Source organism: Simplicispira sp. GW247-4R2A, from assembly GCF_059424465.1.
This window is the reverse complement of record NZ_JBWKZM010000020.1, coordinates 60,858-74,625: the sequence shown is the minus strand read 5'-3', so window position 1 is coordinate 74,625 and position 13,768 is coordinate 60,858. Positions and strand designations below refer to the sequence as shown.

Annotated in this window: 17 protein-coding genes; 9 read left to right on the top strand and 8 right to left on the bottom strand. The window is 64.8% G+C overall.

From position 1 onward, the window contains the following. Positions 1-2 precede the first annotated feature (2 nt). From AC07ZH_RS14195 to AC07ZH_RS14180, 4 genes are all read left to right on the top strand, one after another. On the top strand, positions 3-1,076 hold the full coding sequence (locus tag AC07ZH_RS14195) for a patatin-like phospholipase family protein (protein ID WP_495200286.1): 1,074 nt from the start codon (positions 3-5) through the stop codon (positions 1,074-1,076). A gap of 197 nt (positions 1,077-1,273) precedes the next feature. Further along, complete coding sequence (locus tag AC07ZH_RS14190; RefSeq protein WP_495200285.1) at positions 1,274-2,080, top strand: hypothetical protein; 807 nt, start codon at positions 1,274-1,276, stop codon at positions 2,078-2,080. Positions 2,081-2,118: 38 nt separating this feature from the next. After that, entirely contained in the window at positions 2,119-3,066 is a 948-nt protein-coding gene (locus tag AC07ZH_RS14185; RefSeq protein ID WP_495200284.1) for a diguanylate cyclase domain-containing protein, read from the top strand. Positions 3,067-3,243: 177 nt separating this feature from the next. Further along, positions 3,244-4,200 carry an AEC family transporter gene (locus AC07ZH_RS14180; protein ID WP_495200283.1) on the top strand — a complete coding sequence of 319 codons (957 nt, stop codon included), beginning with the start codon at positions 3,244-3,246 and terminating at the stop codon, positions 4,198-4,200. A 3-nt stretch (positions 4,201-4,203) separates the two neighbouring features. On the opposite strand, the gene AC07ZH_RS14175 is transcribed toward AC07ZH_RS14180, so the two are convergent. Together AC07ZH_RS14175 and pdxH are read right to left on the bottom strand one after the other, a co-directional pair. Beyond that, positions 4,204-5,046: an SDR family oxidoreductase gene (locus tag AC07ZH_RS14175; RefSeq protein WP_495200282.1), complete on the bottom strand. Its 843-nt coding sequence runs from the start codon at positions 5,044-5,046 to the stop codon at positions 4,204-4,206. A 36-nt stretch (positions 5,047-5,082) separates the two neighbouring features. Beyond that, a complete protein-coding gene (gene pdxH / locus AC07ZH_RS14170; protein ID WP_495200281.1) occupies positions 5,083-5,742 on the bottom strand; it encodes a pyridoxamine 5'-phosphate oxidase in 660 nt (219 codons plus the stop codon). Positions 5,743-5,809: 67 nt separating this feature from the next. On the opposite strand from pdxH, the gene AC07ZH_RS14165 reads away from it, so the two are divergent. Continuing rightward, positions 5,810-6,388 carry a nucleotidyltransferase family protein gene (locus AC07ZH_RS14165; RefSeq protein ID WP_495200280.1) on the top strand — a complete coding sequence of 193 codons (579 nt, stop codon included), beginning with the start codon at positions 5,810-5,812 and terminating at the stop codon, positions 6,386-6,388. 12 nt (positions 6,389-6,400) lie between these two features. Here AC07ZH_RS14165 and AC07ZH_RS14160 read toward each other — a convergent pair whose 3' ends face one another. From AC07ZH_RS14160 to AC07ZH_RS14140, 5 genes are all read right to left on the bottom strand, one after another. Further along, positions 6,401-6,940 (bottom strand): superoxide dismutase family protein, encoded by a 540-nt coding sequence (locus AC07ZH_RS14160; protein WP_495200279.1) that lies wholly within the window; start codon positions 6,938-6,940, stop codon positions 6,401-6,403. A 107-nt stretch (positions 6,941-7,047) separates the two neighbouring features. Continuing rightward, positions 7,048-7,821, bottom strand: coding sequence for a SpoIIAA family protein (locus tag AC07ZH_RS14155; RefSeq protein WP_495200278.1), 774 nt, complete (start codon positions 7,819-7,821; stop codon positions 7,048-7,050). A gap of 275 nt (positions 7,822-8,096) precedes the next feature. Further along, on the bottom strand, positions 8,097-8,702 hold the full coding sequence (locus AC07ZH_RS14150) for a gamma-glutamylcyclotransferase (protein WP_495200277.1): 606 nt from the start codon (positions 8,700-8,702) through the stop codon (positions 8,097-8,099). A gap of 143 nt (positions 8,703-8,845) precedes the next feature. After that, a complete protein-coding gene (gene gloA, locus AC07ZH_RS14145; RefSeq protein ID WP_495200276.1) occupies positions 8,846-9,259 on the bottom strand; it encodes a lactoylglutathione lyase in 414 nt (137 codons plus the stop codon). Positions 9,260-9,264: 5 nt separating this feature from the next. Further along, entirely contained in the window at positions 9,265-9,807 is a 543-nt protein-coding gene (locus AC07ZH_RS14140) for a PaaI family thioesterase (protein ID WP_495200275.1), read from the bottom strand. A gap of 84 nt (positions 9,808-9,891) precedes the next feature. Here AC07ZH_RS14140 and AC07ZH_RS14135 point away from each other — a divergent pair, with 84 nt between their 5' ends. Beyond that, positions 9,892-10,380 (top strand): MarR family winged helix-turn-helix transcriptional regulator, encoded by a 489-nt coding sequence (locus AC07ZH_RS14135; protein WP_495200274.1) that lies wholly within the window; start codon positions 9,892-9,894, stop codon positions 10,378-10,380. Next, on the top strand, positions 10,367-11,629 hold the full coding sequence (locus AC07ZH_RS14130) for an MFS transporter (RefSeq protein ID WP_495200273.1): 1,263 nt from the start codon (positions 10,367-10,369) through the stop codon (positions 11,627-11,629). Before AC07ZH_RS14135 ends, AC07ZH_RS14130 begins: the two co-directional genes overlap by 14 nt. A gap of 98 nt (positions 11,630-11,727) precedes the next feature. On the opposite strand, the gene AC07ZH_RS14125 is transcribed toward AC07ZH_RS14130, so the two are convergent. Further along, positions 11,728-12,519, bottom strand: a complete 792-nt coding sequence (locus AC07ZH_RS14125; RefSeq protein ID WP_495200272.1) for an SDR family NAD(P)-dependent oxidoreductase — start codon at positions 12,517-12,519, stop codon at positions 11,728-11,730. A 182-nt stretch (positions 12,520-12,701) separates the two neighbouring features. Between AC07ZH_RS14125 and AC07ZH_RS14120 the strand changes: the two genes are divergently transcribed. Continuing rightward, positions 12,702-13,070, top strand: a complete 369-nt coding sequence (locus tag AC07ZH_RS14120) for a cupin domain-containing protein (RefSeq protein ID WP_495200271.1) — start codon at positions 12,702-12,704, stop codon at positions 13,068-13,070. A gap of 73 nt (positions 13,071-13,143) precedes the next feature. After that, positions 13,144-13,656 carry a hypothetical protein gene (locus AC07ZH_RS14115; RefSeq protein ID WP_495200270.1) on the top strand — a complete coding sequence of 171 codons (513 nt, stop codon included), beginning with the start codon at positions 13,144-13,146 and terminating at the stop codon, positions 13,654-13,656. Positions 13,657-13,768 lie beyond the last annotated feature (112 nt).

Sequence of the window (13,768 nt, the reverse complement as noted above, 5' to 3'; positions counted from 1 at the left end):
CAATGACAAACCGATTCCCCGGCTCCCGTCTGACCCACTTTTCGCGTCCGCTCACGCCTCTGCTCCTGGCCTTCTTGGCCGCCTGCAGCAGCAACCCGCCCAGCCCGCCGACCGCCGCCCCAGAAACCACGGCAACCACGGCAACCACGGCAACCATACCTCCTGCACCGCCCATAAAAATCGGCATCGCCCTAGGCGGCGGCGCGGCCAAGGGGTTTGCGCACATCGGCGTCATCAAGATGCTGGAGGCCAATGGCTTTGCTCCGGCTGTGGTGGCGGGCACCAGTGCGGGCAGCGTGGTGGGGGCGCTGTATGCCAGCGGCCTGAATGCGTTTGCGTTGCAGGAAAAGGCCATCGCCATGGACGAGGCCAATATCCGCGACCTGCAGTGGTCCTCTGGCGGCTTGGTGCTGGGCCAGAAGCTGGAGGACTACGTGAACGAGCAGGTGCACCACAAGCCCATGGAGCAACTGGCCAAGCCTTTCGTGGCCGTGGCGACGCGGCTCGAAGATGGCGAGCGCACGGCGTTTGCGCGTGGCAACACGGGCCAGGCGGTACGGGCGTCCAGCAGCGTGCCGGGGGTGTTCCAGCCGGTCACCATTGGCAAATACCATTATGTGGATGGCGGTGTGGTCAGCCCGGTGCCGGTGGATGCGGCGCGCCAGCTGGGCGCCGATGTGGTGATTGCCGTGGACATTTCCAGCAAGGCCCAGGGCAAGGTGTCGGGCGACATGCTGGGCACGCTGAATCAGTCGATTGCCATCATGGGCCAGAAGCTCGGTCAGGCCGAGCTGGCGCGGGCCGACGTCGTCATCCGCCCCAAGGTGCTCGACCTGAGCTCGGCCGACTTCAGCCAGCGCGCCACCGCCATCATCGAGGGCGAAAAAGCCGCGTTGGCCGCCATGCCGAAGATACGCGAGCGCGTGGCCCGCCTGCAGGCCGAACGCGCCAGAACCATCCGCTTGGCCCAGCAAAAAGCGGCCGAGGTCGAACACCAAGCCTGTTTGGACAATCGCTCGCGTCTGCAGAAAGTGGCGGGCATGGCGGGGCTGGATGACTCCTGTGCCCACCCGTGACGCAGGGCGGAGCTTGTGCCCGTAGAAAGCGGTGGCTGGCCCGCCCGGCTTGCTCCGCTTCGAGGCGGTGGCCGATGCCGCGGCGCTTTCAGCCGCGTCCAGCGCCAAATTGAAACCCCTGGTAACATATTTTCCGGCCGTGTTGGGGGCCGAATTGGAAGCGCGAACGTCCCAAAACATGCAGGAGTCATTACCCCGTGCCCGAAACCCAGCTTGCTGCACCGCTGTTCATCAAAGAGATTTTCGAAACGGCGGTGGACATTGCCCAAACGCCGTTTTTCTTCAACGATGGCGGCGCCCCCACCTATCTCAGCCAGCCGCCCGCTGGCGCCGCGCCGATCGAACCGGCGGCCACCAACCCGGCGATGGCCATGGGCAACGAGTACGTGGTGGCCGAAGTGCTTGGGGTCAAACCCACGCCGCCGTACGGCATTGAAACGCAACTGGGGTTTGCAGCCCGGCAGGTCGATTTCGCGCCGCTGTGGGCGACGCGGGATGTCGCGGCGGCCTTTGGTATCACGCTGGTGGAGCCGGGGCAGGTGGTCCGCCTGAGCAGCCCGGTCGCGCAATTGCAGCAGATCGAATACGAATACGGTGTCTTCGCCGGGCATTGGTCGCCCTACCAGGGAACGGGCAATACTCTGCTTAGCGTGGTGTGCACCGACCTGGAGCACCACGACTTCCCCCACGTGTTCGCATCCACCGACCCCACGCAGCCGCTGGTGATTTCGGTCGGCCGCTACTGGCCAGGGCTGGGCAAGATCCGGTTGGCGGATCTCTGGGTGCCGCGTGGCAGTGCGCTGTATATCCCGCCCAAACCGGCGAGTACCAGCCTGGAGTGCATCGACCTGCACAACAACCGCAATTCGGCGCGCGCCTGCTGGGGCGACATCCGGCAGGGCAGCATCGTCACGCACACGCTGCTGCAAAAAGACCACGGATTTTTCTATTGGTACTGGAACGCCATCGACACGGGGCATGGCCAACCGGTCGCCATCGGGTAAGCAGGCATTGAACCCATATTGACCAGGAGACATGGAACATGGCAGACGTGAGCGACCTCCATAGCGACAACGCGGTGTACCGGACCCTTCTGGAATCGACCAAGGCCATTCCGTGGAAGATTGATTGGGCCAGCAAGCGGTTTACCTACATCGGCCCGCAAATCGAAGAGCTGCTCGGCTGGAAGCCCGAGAGCTGGATGACCGTGGAAGACTGGGCAGCGCGCATGCACCAGGATGACCGTGACAACGTGGTGAATTTTTGTGTCGCGCAATCCCAGGCTGGGGTGGACCACGAGGCCGACTACCGGGCGCTGACCAAGGACAACGGGTACGTGTGGCTACGTGATGTCGTGCACGTGGTGCGCAACCAGGAGGGCGGGCCGGAAGCGCTGGTGGGCTTCATGTTCGACATCAGCGAACGGAAAAGGACCGAAGAAAAACTGCTCGCCCTGCAAAAGGAACTGGAAGCGCTGTCGTTCAAGGACGGGTTGACCAACATCGCCAACCGGCGCCGATTCAATGTCAGCCTCGAACTGGAATGGGAGAGCGCACGCAGCAACGGCCAGCCGCTGTCCGTCCTGATGTTCGATATCGACTTTTTCAAGCAGTACAACGACCTGTATGGGCATATCAAGGGCGACCGCTGCCTGACGGATATCGCACAAACGCTGAGTCTGGCCCTGGATGGCCCGCGCGATCTGGTGGCGCGTTTCGGCGGTGAAGAATTTGTGGTCCTGTTGCCGCAAGCCGATGCCACCGTGGCGCTGAAAGTCGCCCAGCGCTGCGAGCGGCTGATCAAGAAGCAGGCCATCACCCACGCGCAGTCGCCGCATGAGCAACGCCTTACCGTCAGCATCGGTGTCGGTACGGTGGTTCCCGGCCCGCGCATGTCGCCTTCCGACTTCATGGAGGCGGTGGACCGGCAACTGTATGCGGCCAAGAAAAATGGCCGGAACCGCATTGAAGTGGCGCCGGTGGAGGCTTGAAGCGACGGTTTTTGGCTGGTCGCGATGCACAGGAGCCCTGTCTTTGCGGCTCCAAGCCTCCTCAAGAACGCGGGCGCGCGCAATGGGAGCCGTGCGATGCTTACGGTTTCTTGATGAAAATAGGGTTCCAGCGCTTTAGGCATAAGCTCGCCCAGCTATCAAAAATATAGTCGCGTCTTGAACTCTCCCGTTTTTACTTCTCTGGTCCCGGTCGGCCTGTTCATTGCCATCGGCTTTCTGGCCGCGCGCCTGGAGTGGATCCGGGCTGCCTCGGTCAAAGACCTCTCCAACCTCGTCTTCATGGTGCTGACGCCGGCCCTGCTGTTTCGCACCATGAGCACGGTGCACATCGAAACGCTCGACTTTGGCCCGGTGGGCATTTACTTCGCAGCCGCCGCACTGGTTTTTGCTACCACGCTGGCGCTGCAGGGCTTTGCGACGCTGGCGGCGGCGCGGGCTCTGGCCTATACCTTCGGCAACACCATCATGATCGGCGTGCCGCTCATCGGCCTGGCCTTTGGCCAGGCCGGGCTGGTGACGCTGTTCACCCTGATCTCGGTGCACGCCCTGGTGCTGCTGACGGGGGCCACGGTGGTCTTTGAGATGGCCGCCGCACGCGAGCGCGCCCACACGCCCGGTCAGCCCAAGCCGCACATGTTGCGCACCGTACTGCAGGCGGTGAAAAACGGCATCCTCCACCCCGTGCCCTTGCCCATCATCATTGGCCTGCTGTTTGCACAAACAGGCCTCGCGCTACCCACCGTGGTCGACAAGCCCCTGCAACTGCTCGGTCAGGCGCTGGGGCCGCTGGCGCTGCTGCTGGTAGGGGTCACACTGGCCTTCTCAAAGGTAGGGTCGAACTTCCAGCCCGCGCTGCGCGTGGCCTTGATCAAATCCCTGGTGTTTCCGCTGGTCCTGGGGAGTCTGGGCATGGCGCTGGGCTTTGGCGGGCCGGCGCTGGCGGTGCTGGTGGTCACCGCGTCGCTGCCGATTGGCGCCAACGTGTTCCTGTTTGCCCAGCGCTACAACGTGGCCGAAGCCGAAGTGACGGCAAGCATTGCCGTCTCCACGGCGATGGCCTTGCTCACGCTGCCGGTGGTGATGTTTCTGGTTTCGCGGTTGGTGACTGCCTGAGCGTCAATCCAGAAACAGGTCCGGCAGGAAGTTGCGGTTCCCCGGCGTAACGGCGTAGCGGTCGAAATCGGTCACCCCGTGCGCCGCCAGCACCGTGTCGTCGATGTAGAAATTGCCGGTAGCGTCTGAGGTGTCGGTGAGCACGCAGTAGGCGGCGTCGGCCATGATTTCGGGCGTGCGGCACAGCGCCACATCCATTCCGGGAATCATCTGCATGGCGGCCGTGGCAATGGCGGTGCGTGGCCACAGGCTGTTGACGGCGATGCCGTGGCGCTTGAACTCGCCGGCGTGGCCCAGCGTGCACATGCTCATGCCGTACTTGGCCATGGTGTAGGCCGTGTGCGGCTGGAACCAGTGCGTTTGCATGGTGAGCGGCGGCGACATGGTCAGCACCTGCGGATTGCGCCCGGCCTCGGCCGATTTTTTCAGATCGGGCAGGCAGGCCATGGTGCACAGATAGGTGCCACGGGCGTTGACGCCGTGCATCAGATCGAAGCGCTTAATGGACGTGGCTTCGGTGTTGGTCAGGCTGATGGCGCTGGCGTTGTTGACCAGGATGTCGATGCCGCCAAAGGTCTCCACCGCCTTGGCGACCGCCTCAAGCACCGCCGCCTCGTCGCGGATATCCACCGCCAGCGGCAGGGCGCGCCCGCCGGCAGCTTCGATTTCGGCTGCGGCGCTGTAGATGGTGCCCGGCAGTTTGGGGTTGGCCTCGGTGGTCTTGGCCACGATGACGATGTTGGCGCCATCGGCTGCGGCGCGCTTGGCAATCGCCAGGCCAATGCCGCGCGAGGCGCCGGTGATGAAGAGGGTTTTGCCTTTGAGTCCGTTGGGGGCTGCTTGCATGGCGTCGTCTCCTTGTTGTCTCGATTGAACAGGCTCTTACGGCGCCAGGCGCTCGCGCACCCAGGTGTCTGCCTCCAACCGGTAGCGCAGCCGGTCGTGCAGCCGGCTCTTGCGCCCCTGCCAGAACTCCCAGTGGTCGGCTTTGAGGCGGTAGCCTCCCCAGTGCGGCGGGCGCGGTGGGTTCAGCAGGTACTGGGCGCCGTATTTGGCGGCGTTGGCCACCAGCACGCCTCGGCCCGAGATGACTTCGCTTTGCGGGCTGGCCCAGGCGCCGATGCGCGAGTCGAGCGGGCGGGTTTTGTAATAGGCGTCGCTCTCGGCATCGCTGACCTTTTCCACCACGCCTTCAATGCGCACTACGCGCTCGAGCTCCACCCAGTGGAACTGCAGGGCGGCGTAGGGGTTGCCAGCCAGTTGTTTGCCCTTGCGGCTCTCGTAGTTGGTGAACCAGACGACGCCCTGCGCGTCACAGCCCTTGATGAGCACGATGCGCGTGCTCGGGCGCAGGTCGCTGCCCACGGTGGCCAGGGTCATGGCGTTGGGTTCGGGCAGCTGGGCGCTGATGGCTTCGCCCAGCCACTGGTTGAACTGCTGCAAAGGGTCGGCGTGCGATGCCTCTTCGTTCAGCTCGGCGCGCTCGTAGCTTTTGCGCAGATCGGCGAGGTGGGCTGACAGGGGAGTGGAGGGCGGGTTCATGGCAGGATTGTGCCGCGCCTGTGCCCCATCCCTTGGAATGGGAACGCATTGCGATAGAGTCTTTGCCATGCCTCCCCTCCCGTCTGATCCGATTCTGCCCTGCGTGCTGGTGCTGGCCTCGGGCCGGGGGGATCGATTCCGCGCCTCAGGCGGGCAAGTGCACAAGCTAGCGGCGATGCTGGAAGGCCGCAGCGTACTCGAGCACACGCTGGCTGCCGTGCGTGCCAGCGGCCTGCCCTGGCACTTGGAAGACGCTGGCCACCCCGGCATGGGCGATTCAATTGCTGCGGCGGTGCGTGCCACGCCGGTAGCGGGGGGCTGGCTGGTGCTGCCCGGCGATCTGCCCTTGGTGCGGCCAGACACGCTGCGTGCGATTGCTGCCGCATTGGCGGGCGGCGCCGAGGTGGTGGCCCCGGTGTTTGGCGGCCAGCGCGGCCACCCGGTGGGTTTTGCTGCGGCCTTCGGATTGGCATTGGCAGCGTTGACGGGGGAACAGGGCGCCAGCGCCCTCCTGCGCACGGCGGCGCAGCGTGGAACTTTGCTCAGCCTGCCAGTGGAAGACTGCGGCGTGGTGACCGACATCGATACGCTGGCCGACTTGCAGCGCGCCGATGCCTTGCTGCGGGCGCGGTGCGAAGCGGGCTAAGGCGGCGAGCGCTCAGTCGCGCTGGATCACGGCGCAGGCCAGGCGCGGGCCGGCATTGCCGGTGGGCTGGGTAACGAAGTCGTCCGGGTCGCGGTGCACGATCAGGCCGCGGCCGACGATGTCGTCCATGCCGCTGCCCACGCGCACACCGGTGATCTTGACGTCGATGTGCGCAACGCCCTGGGCGTTGGCGCGAATGCTGGGCAAGTCGCCCGTGTGGTGCTCTGCGCCCATGGCCATGCCGTGGTGGGTTTGGTGCGGGTTGAAGTGGCCGCCAGCGCTGTTGCCATCGCCACTGGAGCAGTCGCCTTTTTCGTGCACATGAAAGCCGTGCTCGGAATGGGGTGCCAGGCCCTGGATGTCGCCGCGTATCTGCATTTGATCGCCCATCTGAACGAAATGCACCATCCCGGTGACATGGTTGCCGCGCATCGCCTCGAGCTGCGCTGTCGCACTGGGCCCTTGCATGGCGCCGTGGCCGGGCATGACGCCGGCACAGCCGGCAAGGGCGAGGGTGGCCGCCGCAGCAGCAGCGAGGGCAAAGCGTTGCATAAAAAAACTCCCAAGTTAAATGGTGCGAAAGAGACGCTCGCTCGTCATGGTGTGGCGAGCGTTGCCGTTTGGCTGTCAGCGAGCGCCCCGCAAATCGGCTCAAGCACTCATTGCGGCTGGGCAGCTAGCCATTCCCAGGCCTCGGCCAGTTCAGACTCGGCAAAACTGCGCAGTTGCATGCTGCGGAGCAGCGGCCGGAGCGTATGCATGAGGGTGTCGATCCAGCCAGGCGCCGCCACTAGGGCGTAGCGCGCCACCTTGGGGATTGCCTTGAACTTCGTCTGCAGCAGACCGGGCTGTAGGTACAGGGCCGGCTCAATGCCGCCAAAGTGCTTGAAATGTGCCAGCACATCGATGTGTTCGTGTCCGTCCAGAAAGGCCTGTATCTGCGGCAGGACGCTGGCGACGCTCTCACGCGTGATCGGTCCGTCGATCTCAACAGCCAGCAAGCGCTCGCTGGTGGTGGGAATCAACCGCAGTGCCGGTGCGCCAACGCCTACGGCCTGCTCCGCTGTCGATTCAGCCACCCACTGCAGGGCGTGCTCGCGCTCGGCAGAAGAAAATTGTTGCAGTTGCACACCGTGCAGCCAGGGCGCGGCCATGCGCAGGAGCAGGCCCGGCCAGTGCTTGTCGGACACCAGGGCGAGCCGGTCAAACTGGCTGGCGTGCCTCAACAAATCAAGATCAGCACTCGCGCCGGGCGCCAGGGTGCCCATGGCCATGTCGTTCAATTCGGTCATGTCAATCAGCAGGCCCAGGCGTGCCGGCTGCTGGACGTGGGCGTCCAGCAGGGCCTTGTACTGGCGCACATCTTCGCCGCTCAGATTGCCGCTGAGCTGTACGGCAAGGACATGGGAGGGGGCGGAAAGAGAACGAAGCATGGAGACCGACCTTGTTTGCAGCAGCACCAAAAGAACTACGGTACGCCAATGGCAAGCGATGTGCAAACGCCCGGCCAGGAACGCAATCGAGGCGCGAGCCGCGTTGCCGCGGGGCGCCGTCTACGCAGACCCGGCAGGGCAATGCGGAACAAGTCCCTCACGCGCCGCGCACCCGTACCTCGGGCAGTCTGCGGCGTTGCAAATCCTCGCGCCATGGCTGCGGTTTGCGCGCTGGGGGCCGCCCCCTTGCATCCCCTCCCGATGCACGGTGCGCGTCATCGCGGTGACTTATTCAGCATCGCCTTAGAAGGCGCATCGCCCCCAGCCGTGCGAATCAAGCGCTCCAACTGGCGATCGCGGATGCCTACGGCGCGCAGGCCCTCCTGCGTGGCCTGGGCGTAGTCTTGCGTGCTGCCGTAGCGTCCACGCGCCTGGCGAAAGATGCGGCGGTATTCGTCCGGGTGCAATTCGCCGGTGTGGCTGGGGCTGCTGCGCGCCAGCGTAAAGGCCAGCGCACGCACCGGCCCGGCGGGGGTGTGGCAGAGCAGCCAGCGCGGTTCGTAGACCGGGATCGGCATTTCCCGCTCCCACAGCCTGGCCAGCGCCTGCTCGCCCTGCGCCTCGGCGATGCGGTAGGCCATGCCGCGGCAGCTGCCCCCCGCCAGCATGCAGAAGACCAGGCCGGGGCATTCGTGCGTGCCGCGGTTGATGCGGCTCCACATCTTGAGCGCGCGGTGCCAGCCATGCACGCGCGCCTCGCGCCGCTCCAGGTAGTCAAACTCGGGGCGCCAGATGAGCGAGGCGTAGCCAAAGACCCACAGGTCGCCTTGGCCGCGCCACTCTCGCACCGTGCGCTCCAGCAGGGAAGGGGGTTCGCGCATCAATCCGGCCCCGGCAGGCAAAGGGCAAGGCACCGTACAAGCCAGCAATTTTTGGCTAGAAATAGCATTAAAAACAGGCTCTATCGCTTATAGGTATTGCGCAAACAGCTATCAATATGATTGCAAACGGGCTTCGCGCAGATTCAGCGCAGCCCGCCACCGGCGGCCTCGGCGGGCCGCTCGATCAGTTCGATCTTGTAGCCATCGGGGTCTTCGACAAAGGCAATCACTGTGCGCCCACCCTTTACCGGGCCAGCTTCGCGCGTGATTTTTCCGCCAGCGGCGCGGATGGCCGCGCACGCGGCGGCGGCGTCGGGAACGCCCAGGGCGATGTGGCCGTAGGCCGTGCCGAGCTCGTAGTGGTCCGTGTCCCAGTTCCAGGTCAGCTCGATCTCGGCCTGGCCGGGGTTGCCGCCGTCAAAACCGAGGAAGGCGAGCGAGTATTTGTAATCCGGGTTCTCGGACCGGCGCAGCAGCTGCATGCCGATCACGTTGGTATAGAACTCGATGGAGCGTTCAAGGTTGCCGACGCGCAGCATGGTGTGGAGAAATCGCATGCCCATCATTGTGCCGGCAGATCGAACACCAGGCAGGTGGTGGTGGCGTGCGCGTACAGCGTGCCGTCCGGCCCCACCAAGCGGGCCTCGGCTGTGGCCAGCTGGCGCCCGCAGTGGATGACGCGCCCTTCGGCGCGCACCCGCTGCACCTTGGGGGTGAGCGCCTTCACCATGTTGATGCCCAGCTCGGCCGTCGTGTAGCCACGCCCCGGCAGCATGCAGGTGTGCACGGCGCAGCCCAGGGCCGAGTCGAGCAGGGTGGCAAACCAGCCGCCGTGCACGGAACCCATGGGGTTGAGGTGGGCCGCGCCGGGCGTTCCCTGAAATACGGCGCGACCGTGCTCTGCCTCGATGATCAAAAAGTCCAGTGTTTTGGCGATGGCAGCGTAGGGCAGTTCGCCACGCAACATGGCCTGCATTTGCTGCAAGCCGGTGAGGCCGGCGATCTGCGCGCGGGTGGCCACGCCGGGGCCTGGGCCTGCATCGAGGAGGGCCAGGATCTCGCGCTCCTGCGCAAGCCAGTGTTCGAGATGGTTGTGGTGGGACATGGACGATCCGTTCAGAGTTTGGGCCAGATGGGCGGCGGGTGCAATTAAAATTGTATATGCAAATATTGCAGCTACAATTGTTTCATGCCAAGCCAAACTGTCGCTACCGATCCCTCCCCACCACCGGCAATGCCGCAGGGCTGCACCAATTTCCGGCTGCGCCAGCTCATGCGCCGCGTGACCCAGCACTACGACGCGCAGATGGCCCCGTGCGGCCTGAAGACCACGCAGTACACGCTGCTCTCGCACGTGCTCACGCTCGGGCCGATTCGCCCCGGGGAGCTGGCGGCAGCCATGACCATGGAGCCGTCCACGCTGACCCGCAACCTGCGCCCCTTGGTGGATGCAGGCTGGGTCACCCTGGAATCGGGCTCCGACGCACGCAGCCGCCTGGTGCACATCACACAGGCCGGGCGGGACAAACGCGCCCAAGCCCAGCGCAGCTGGAAGGCGGCGCAACGGGCCTTGAACGACACCCTGGGCGTGGAGCGCGTCGCCGCCCTGCACACGCTGATCGACGAATCTTTGGCGCTGCTGGCGCCGGCAACGGAGCAATCCAATGGCGAAGATTGAACGCGCGGGGAGGGCGGTGCGCCCTTTGGCACCTTGGCTGGTGCTGCTGGCGGCGGCGGGCGCATTTGCGCTCACCATGGGCGTGCGCCAGACTATGGGGCTGTTTCTGTCGGCGCTCAACACGTCCACGGGCCTGGGCGTGGGCCGTATCAGCCTGGCTTTTGCACTGGGCCAGCTCTGGTGGGGGCTCACCCAGCCGTTTGCCGGCGCGGTTGCGGACCGCATCGGCACTGGGCGGGTGATTCTGCTCGGCGTGGTGCTGGTGGCGGTGGGCACGGTTCTTACGCCGCTGATGACCAGCACCGCCGGCCTGATCCTGGCCATTGGCATGCTGGCTGCGGGCGGCGCGGGCATGGCCGGCCCGTCGGTGCTGATGGCGGCCGCCAGCCGGCTCGTACCGCCTGAAAAACGCGGGCTGGCCACGGGTATCGTCAACGCGGGCGGCTCGTTCGGCCAGTTCGCCATGGCGCCGGTGGCCATCGGCCTCACCGCCGCCGTGGGCTGGGCCAGTGCGATGCAGTGGCTGGGCGTGCTGGTGCTGCTCGCGCTGCCGGCCGCTTGGGTGCTCAAAGGCAATTCCAATGTGCTGGCGGCGCAGGCCGCTGCCCAGTCGGGCCAGCGCCCGCTCGGCGCCCGCGAGGCCATTGGGCAGGCGCTGGCCACGCCCAGCTACCGCTACCTGGCCGCAGGCTTTCTGGTGTGCGGATTCCACGTGGCGTTTCTCGCCACGCACCTGCCGGGCGTCATCGCCGCCTGTGGCCTCGCGCCCGAGGTGGGCGGCTGGGCGCTTGGCCTGATTGGCCTGTTCAACATCGTCGGCAGCCTGGCCATGGGCTGGGCCGTGGGGCGCTGGCGCATGAAATCCCTGCTGTCGCTGCTGTACGCGACGCGCGCCGTCGCGGTGCTGATCTTTCTGTTCGCGCCAAAGACCACCGGCGTGGTGCTGGTCTTTGCCGGCGTGATGGGTGTGACATTTCTCTCCACCGTGCCGCCCACGGTGGGCCTGGTGGCCAAGATGTTCGGCACCGCCAACATGGCCATGCTGTTTGGCGTGGTGATGCTCGCGCACCAGGTCGGCGGTTTCCTGGGTGCCTATCTGGGCGGCAGCGTGTTTCAGGCGACGGGCAGCTACGACTGGGTCTGGTACATCGACATCGTGCTGGCCGTGGGCGCTGCGCTGGTCAACCTGCCCATCCGCGAAGCGCGGTTGGACAGCGCGAAGACCGCGCGAATAGGCTCTGTCACCTGAAAATTATAATAAAAATAGCCTCTAGCGCTTGCTGCTATTGCGCTAAAAGCTATCAAAAAAGAAGCGTTCGACACATGAACGGCAGGGCGTTTGTCCCGTCAGACGGGCACGGTGTAGTTGAGCGTCATGCGGCCCCCGTCGACGGTGACGATCTCGCCCGTCACATAGCTGGCCGCGTCGCTGGCAAGCCACGCCACCACATCCGCAATCTCGGATGGCTCGCCCAGCCGGCCCATGGGCGTGCGGCTCAGGATTTTCTTCTTCGCCTCATCGCTCGTGAGTACCGCCTTGGCCGCCAGTTCAGTGGCAATGGTGCCGGGCGCCACCGCATTCACCCGAATGTTGTGCGGTGCCAGCGCCAGCGCCATCACGCGCGTGAGCTGGTTGATGCCGCCCTTGCTGACGTTGTAGCTGGCGATGTTGGGGATGGCGAGCGTGCCGTTGACCGAGCTCATGTTGACGACTGAGCCGCGCCCCGCCTGCGCCATGGCGCGGGCCACGGCCTGGCCCACCAGGAACGCGCCTTTGACGTTGACGCGCAGCACGGCGTCGAAGTCTTCTTCGGTGACCTCAAGAAAATCGGCCGCCCGGAAGATGCCGGCGTTGTTGACCAGCACGTCGATGCGGCCCTGCCAGGCGAGCGCCTGCCGCACCAGTTGGTCCACCTGCGCCTTGTCGCCCACGTCGCAGTGCACGTACCGGCCGGAGAGCTCGGCCGCCAGTGCCGCGCCGCGCGCATCGTCCACATCCGCGAGCACGGCATGTGCGCCCTCGGCGGCAAAGCGCCGTGCGCAGGCCGCGCCTATGCCTTGGGCGGCGCCAGTGATGAGGCAGACACGGCCAGCGTGGCCGAAGGAAATGGAGTGGTTTTCGGTGGGTACGGACGTCATGGCCGCATGGTAGCAAGCAGGAACCGCGGCCAGGTCGGGTTCCGGTAGGCATAGCCTGACGGTACGGTGCTTTCATGCCTGTGCACGCTCGGCCGAAGCAGGGCGCGCAGAAGTGGTGAAGAATGCGCATACGCAGTCATTCCAGCGGCTTGCCTGCAGCGGCCGCTGAATTCCGTTAAACCATGGAATTGCAGAAGGAGCGCACCATGAGCAACGAACAGCGGGCACCTGAAACGAAAGGTGTGACGGTAAGCTTACTTGCGTCGGTGGACCTTGGCCCTGAAATCGAGGGAATGGCTGGGCGCCAACTTCGAATGCGAATGGTGAACATTGCACCTGGTGGCGTCTTCGGCCCGGTTCACGACCACAAGGACAGGCCAGGTATCGTGTACATCCTGGAAGGCACCATTACCGACCATCGGAATGGCGTCGCCACAGACTATGGGCCGGGAGTCGGCTGGCCCGAGGACAGGAACACCACGCACTGGCTGGAGAACCGAGGAACAACTGCGGCGGTGGAGATTTCGGTCGATATCGTCCGGCAGGCCTAAGGCAATGCTGAACCCTCACGCGCCACGCATCCGTACCTCGGGCGTTTGGCCACCACGTGCCAGGAAACCCCAGGTGAAGCCAGCCTTCCTGTTGCCGCTGCTGCTGTCCATGCTCCCGCACGACGCTGCCGCGCAGTTCAGTTCGGCTGCGATCACTGCGGGTGGACGCAGCCTTGCGTATCGGACATCGAACTCTGCGATCGAGACAGCGCCATTATTGAAGGATCAAACCGGATTTCGGGACGCCAAGGTCTCCTCGGACTCGAAGCTGATTGGCTGGCTCGCGGAATATCCCAACTGCTGTACGTCGTATGCCGTCCCGCTTGAGCTCATCGTCATGGATCGGCATCGAAGGCTGCACAGCTTTTCTGGTCCCCAAGCCATCTTCGGCTGGTGTTTCGCCAGCGACTCGAAGGCAGTGGCATTTCGACAGACCGCCTTGCATGGGCGATCCAATGAGGTCTTCGAGCTGCGCCGCGTGCAGGACGGCAAGCTCCTGCAGCGCTTTGTTCTGCCGTGGAGGGATCCGGATGATGGGTCTAGCCGTCCCCAAGTACCGCGTTGGGCGAGCTGTGCCGTCGGATAGACCGAGACCTTTTATTCGAATCTATCTTCGAGTAGATACGATGTATATTATGTTAACTATTAGAGAGGTATGCACATTGGTGTGTTCAAGGTGCAAGGCGCGTGAGGCAACA

Coding starts and splice junctions, on each gene's coding strand:
- AC07ZH_RS14125 (WP_495200272.1), bottom strand. CDS start 12,519: ATGACGTCCGTACCCACCGAAAACCACTCCATTTCCTTCGGCCACGCT.
- AC07ZH_RS14150 (WP_495200277.1), bottom strand. CDS start 8,702: ATGCGCGAACCCCCTTCCCTGCTGGAGCGCACGGTGCGAGAGTGGCGC.
- AC07ZH_RS14175 (WP_495200282.1), bottom strand. CDS start 5,046: ATGCAAGCAGCCCCCAACGGACTCAAAGGCAAAACCCTCTTCATCACC.
- gloA (WP_495200276.1), bottom strand. CDS start 9,259: ATGCGATTTCTCCACACCATGCTGCGCGTCGGCAACCTTGAACGCTCC.
- AC07ZH_RS14120 (WP_495200271.1), top strand. CDS start 12,702: ATGGAATTGCAGAAGGAGCGCACCATGAGCAACGAACAGCGGGCACCT.
- pdxH (WP_495200281.1), bottom strand. CDS start 5,742: ATGAACCCGCCCTCCACTCCCCTGTCAGCCCACCTCGCCGATCTGCGC.
- AC07ZH_RS14135 (WP_495200274.1), top strand. CDS start 9,892: ATGCCAAGCCAAACTGTCGCTACCGATCCCTCCCCACCACCGGCAATG.
- AC07ZH_RS14130 (WP_495200273.1), top strand. CDS start 10,367: ATGGCGAAGATTGAACGCGCGGGGAGGGCGGTGCGCCCTTTGGCACCT.
- AC07ZH_RS14160 (WP_495200279.1), bottom strand. CDS start 6,940: ATGCAACGCTTTGCCCTCGCTGCTGCTGCGGCGGCCACCCTCGCCCTT.
- AC07ZH_RS14140 (WP_495200275.1), bottom strand. CDS start 9,807: ATGTCCCACCACAACCATCTCGAACACTGGCTTGCGCAGGAGCGCGAG.
- AC07ZH_RS14155 (WP_495200278.1), bottom strand. CDS start 7,821: ATGCTTCGTTCTCTTTCCGCCCCCTCCCATGTCCTTGCCGTACAGCTC.
- AC07ZH_RS14195 (WP_495200286.1), top strand. CDS start 3: ATGACAAACCGATTCCCCGGCTCCCGTCTGACCCACTTTTCGCGTCCG.
- AC07ZH_RS14165 (WP_495200280.1), top strand. CDS start 5,810: ATGCCTCCCCTCCCGTCTGATCCGATTCTGCCCTGCGTGCTGGTGCTG.
- AC07ZH_RS14185 (WP_495200284.1), top strand. CDS start 2,119: ATGGCAGACGTGAGCGACCTCCATAGCGACAACGCGGTGTACCGGACC.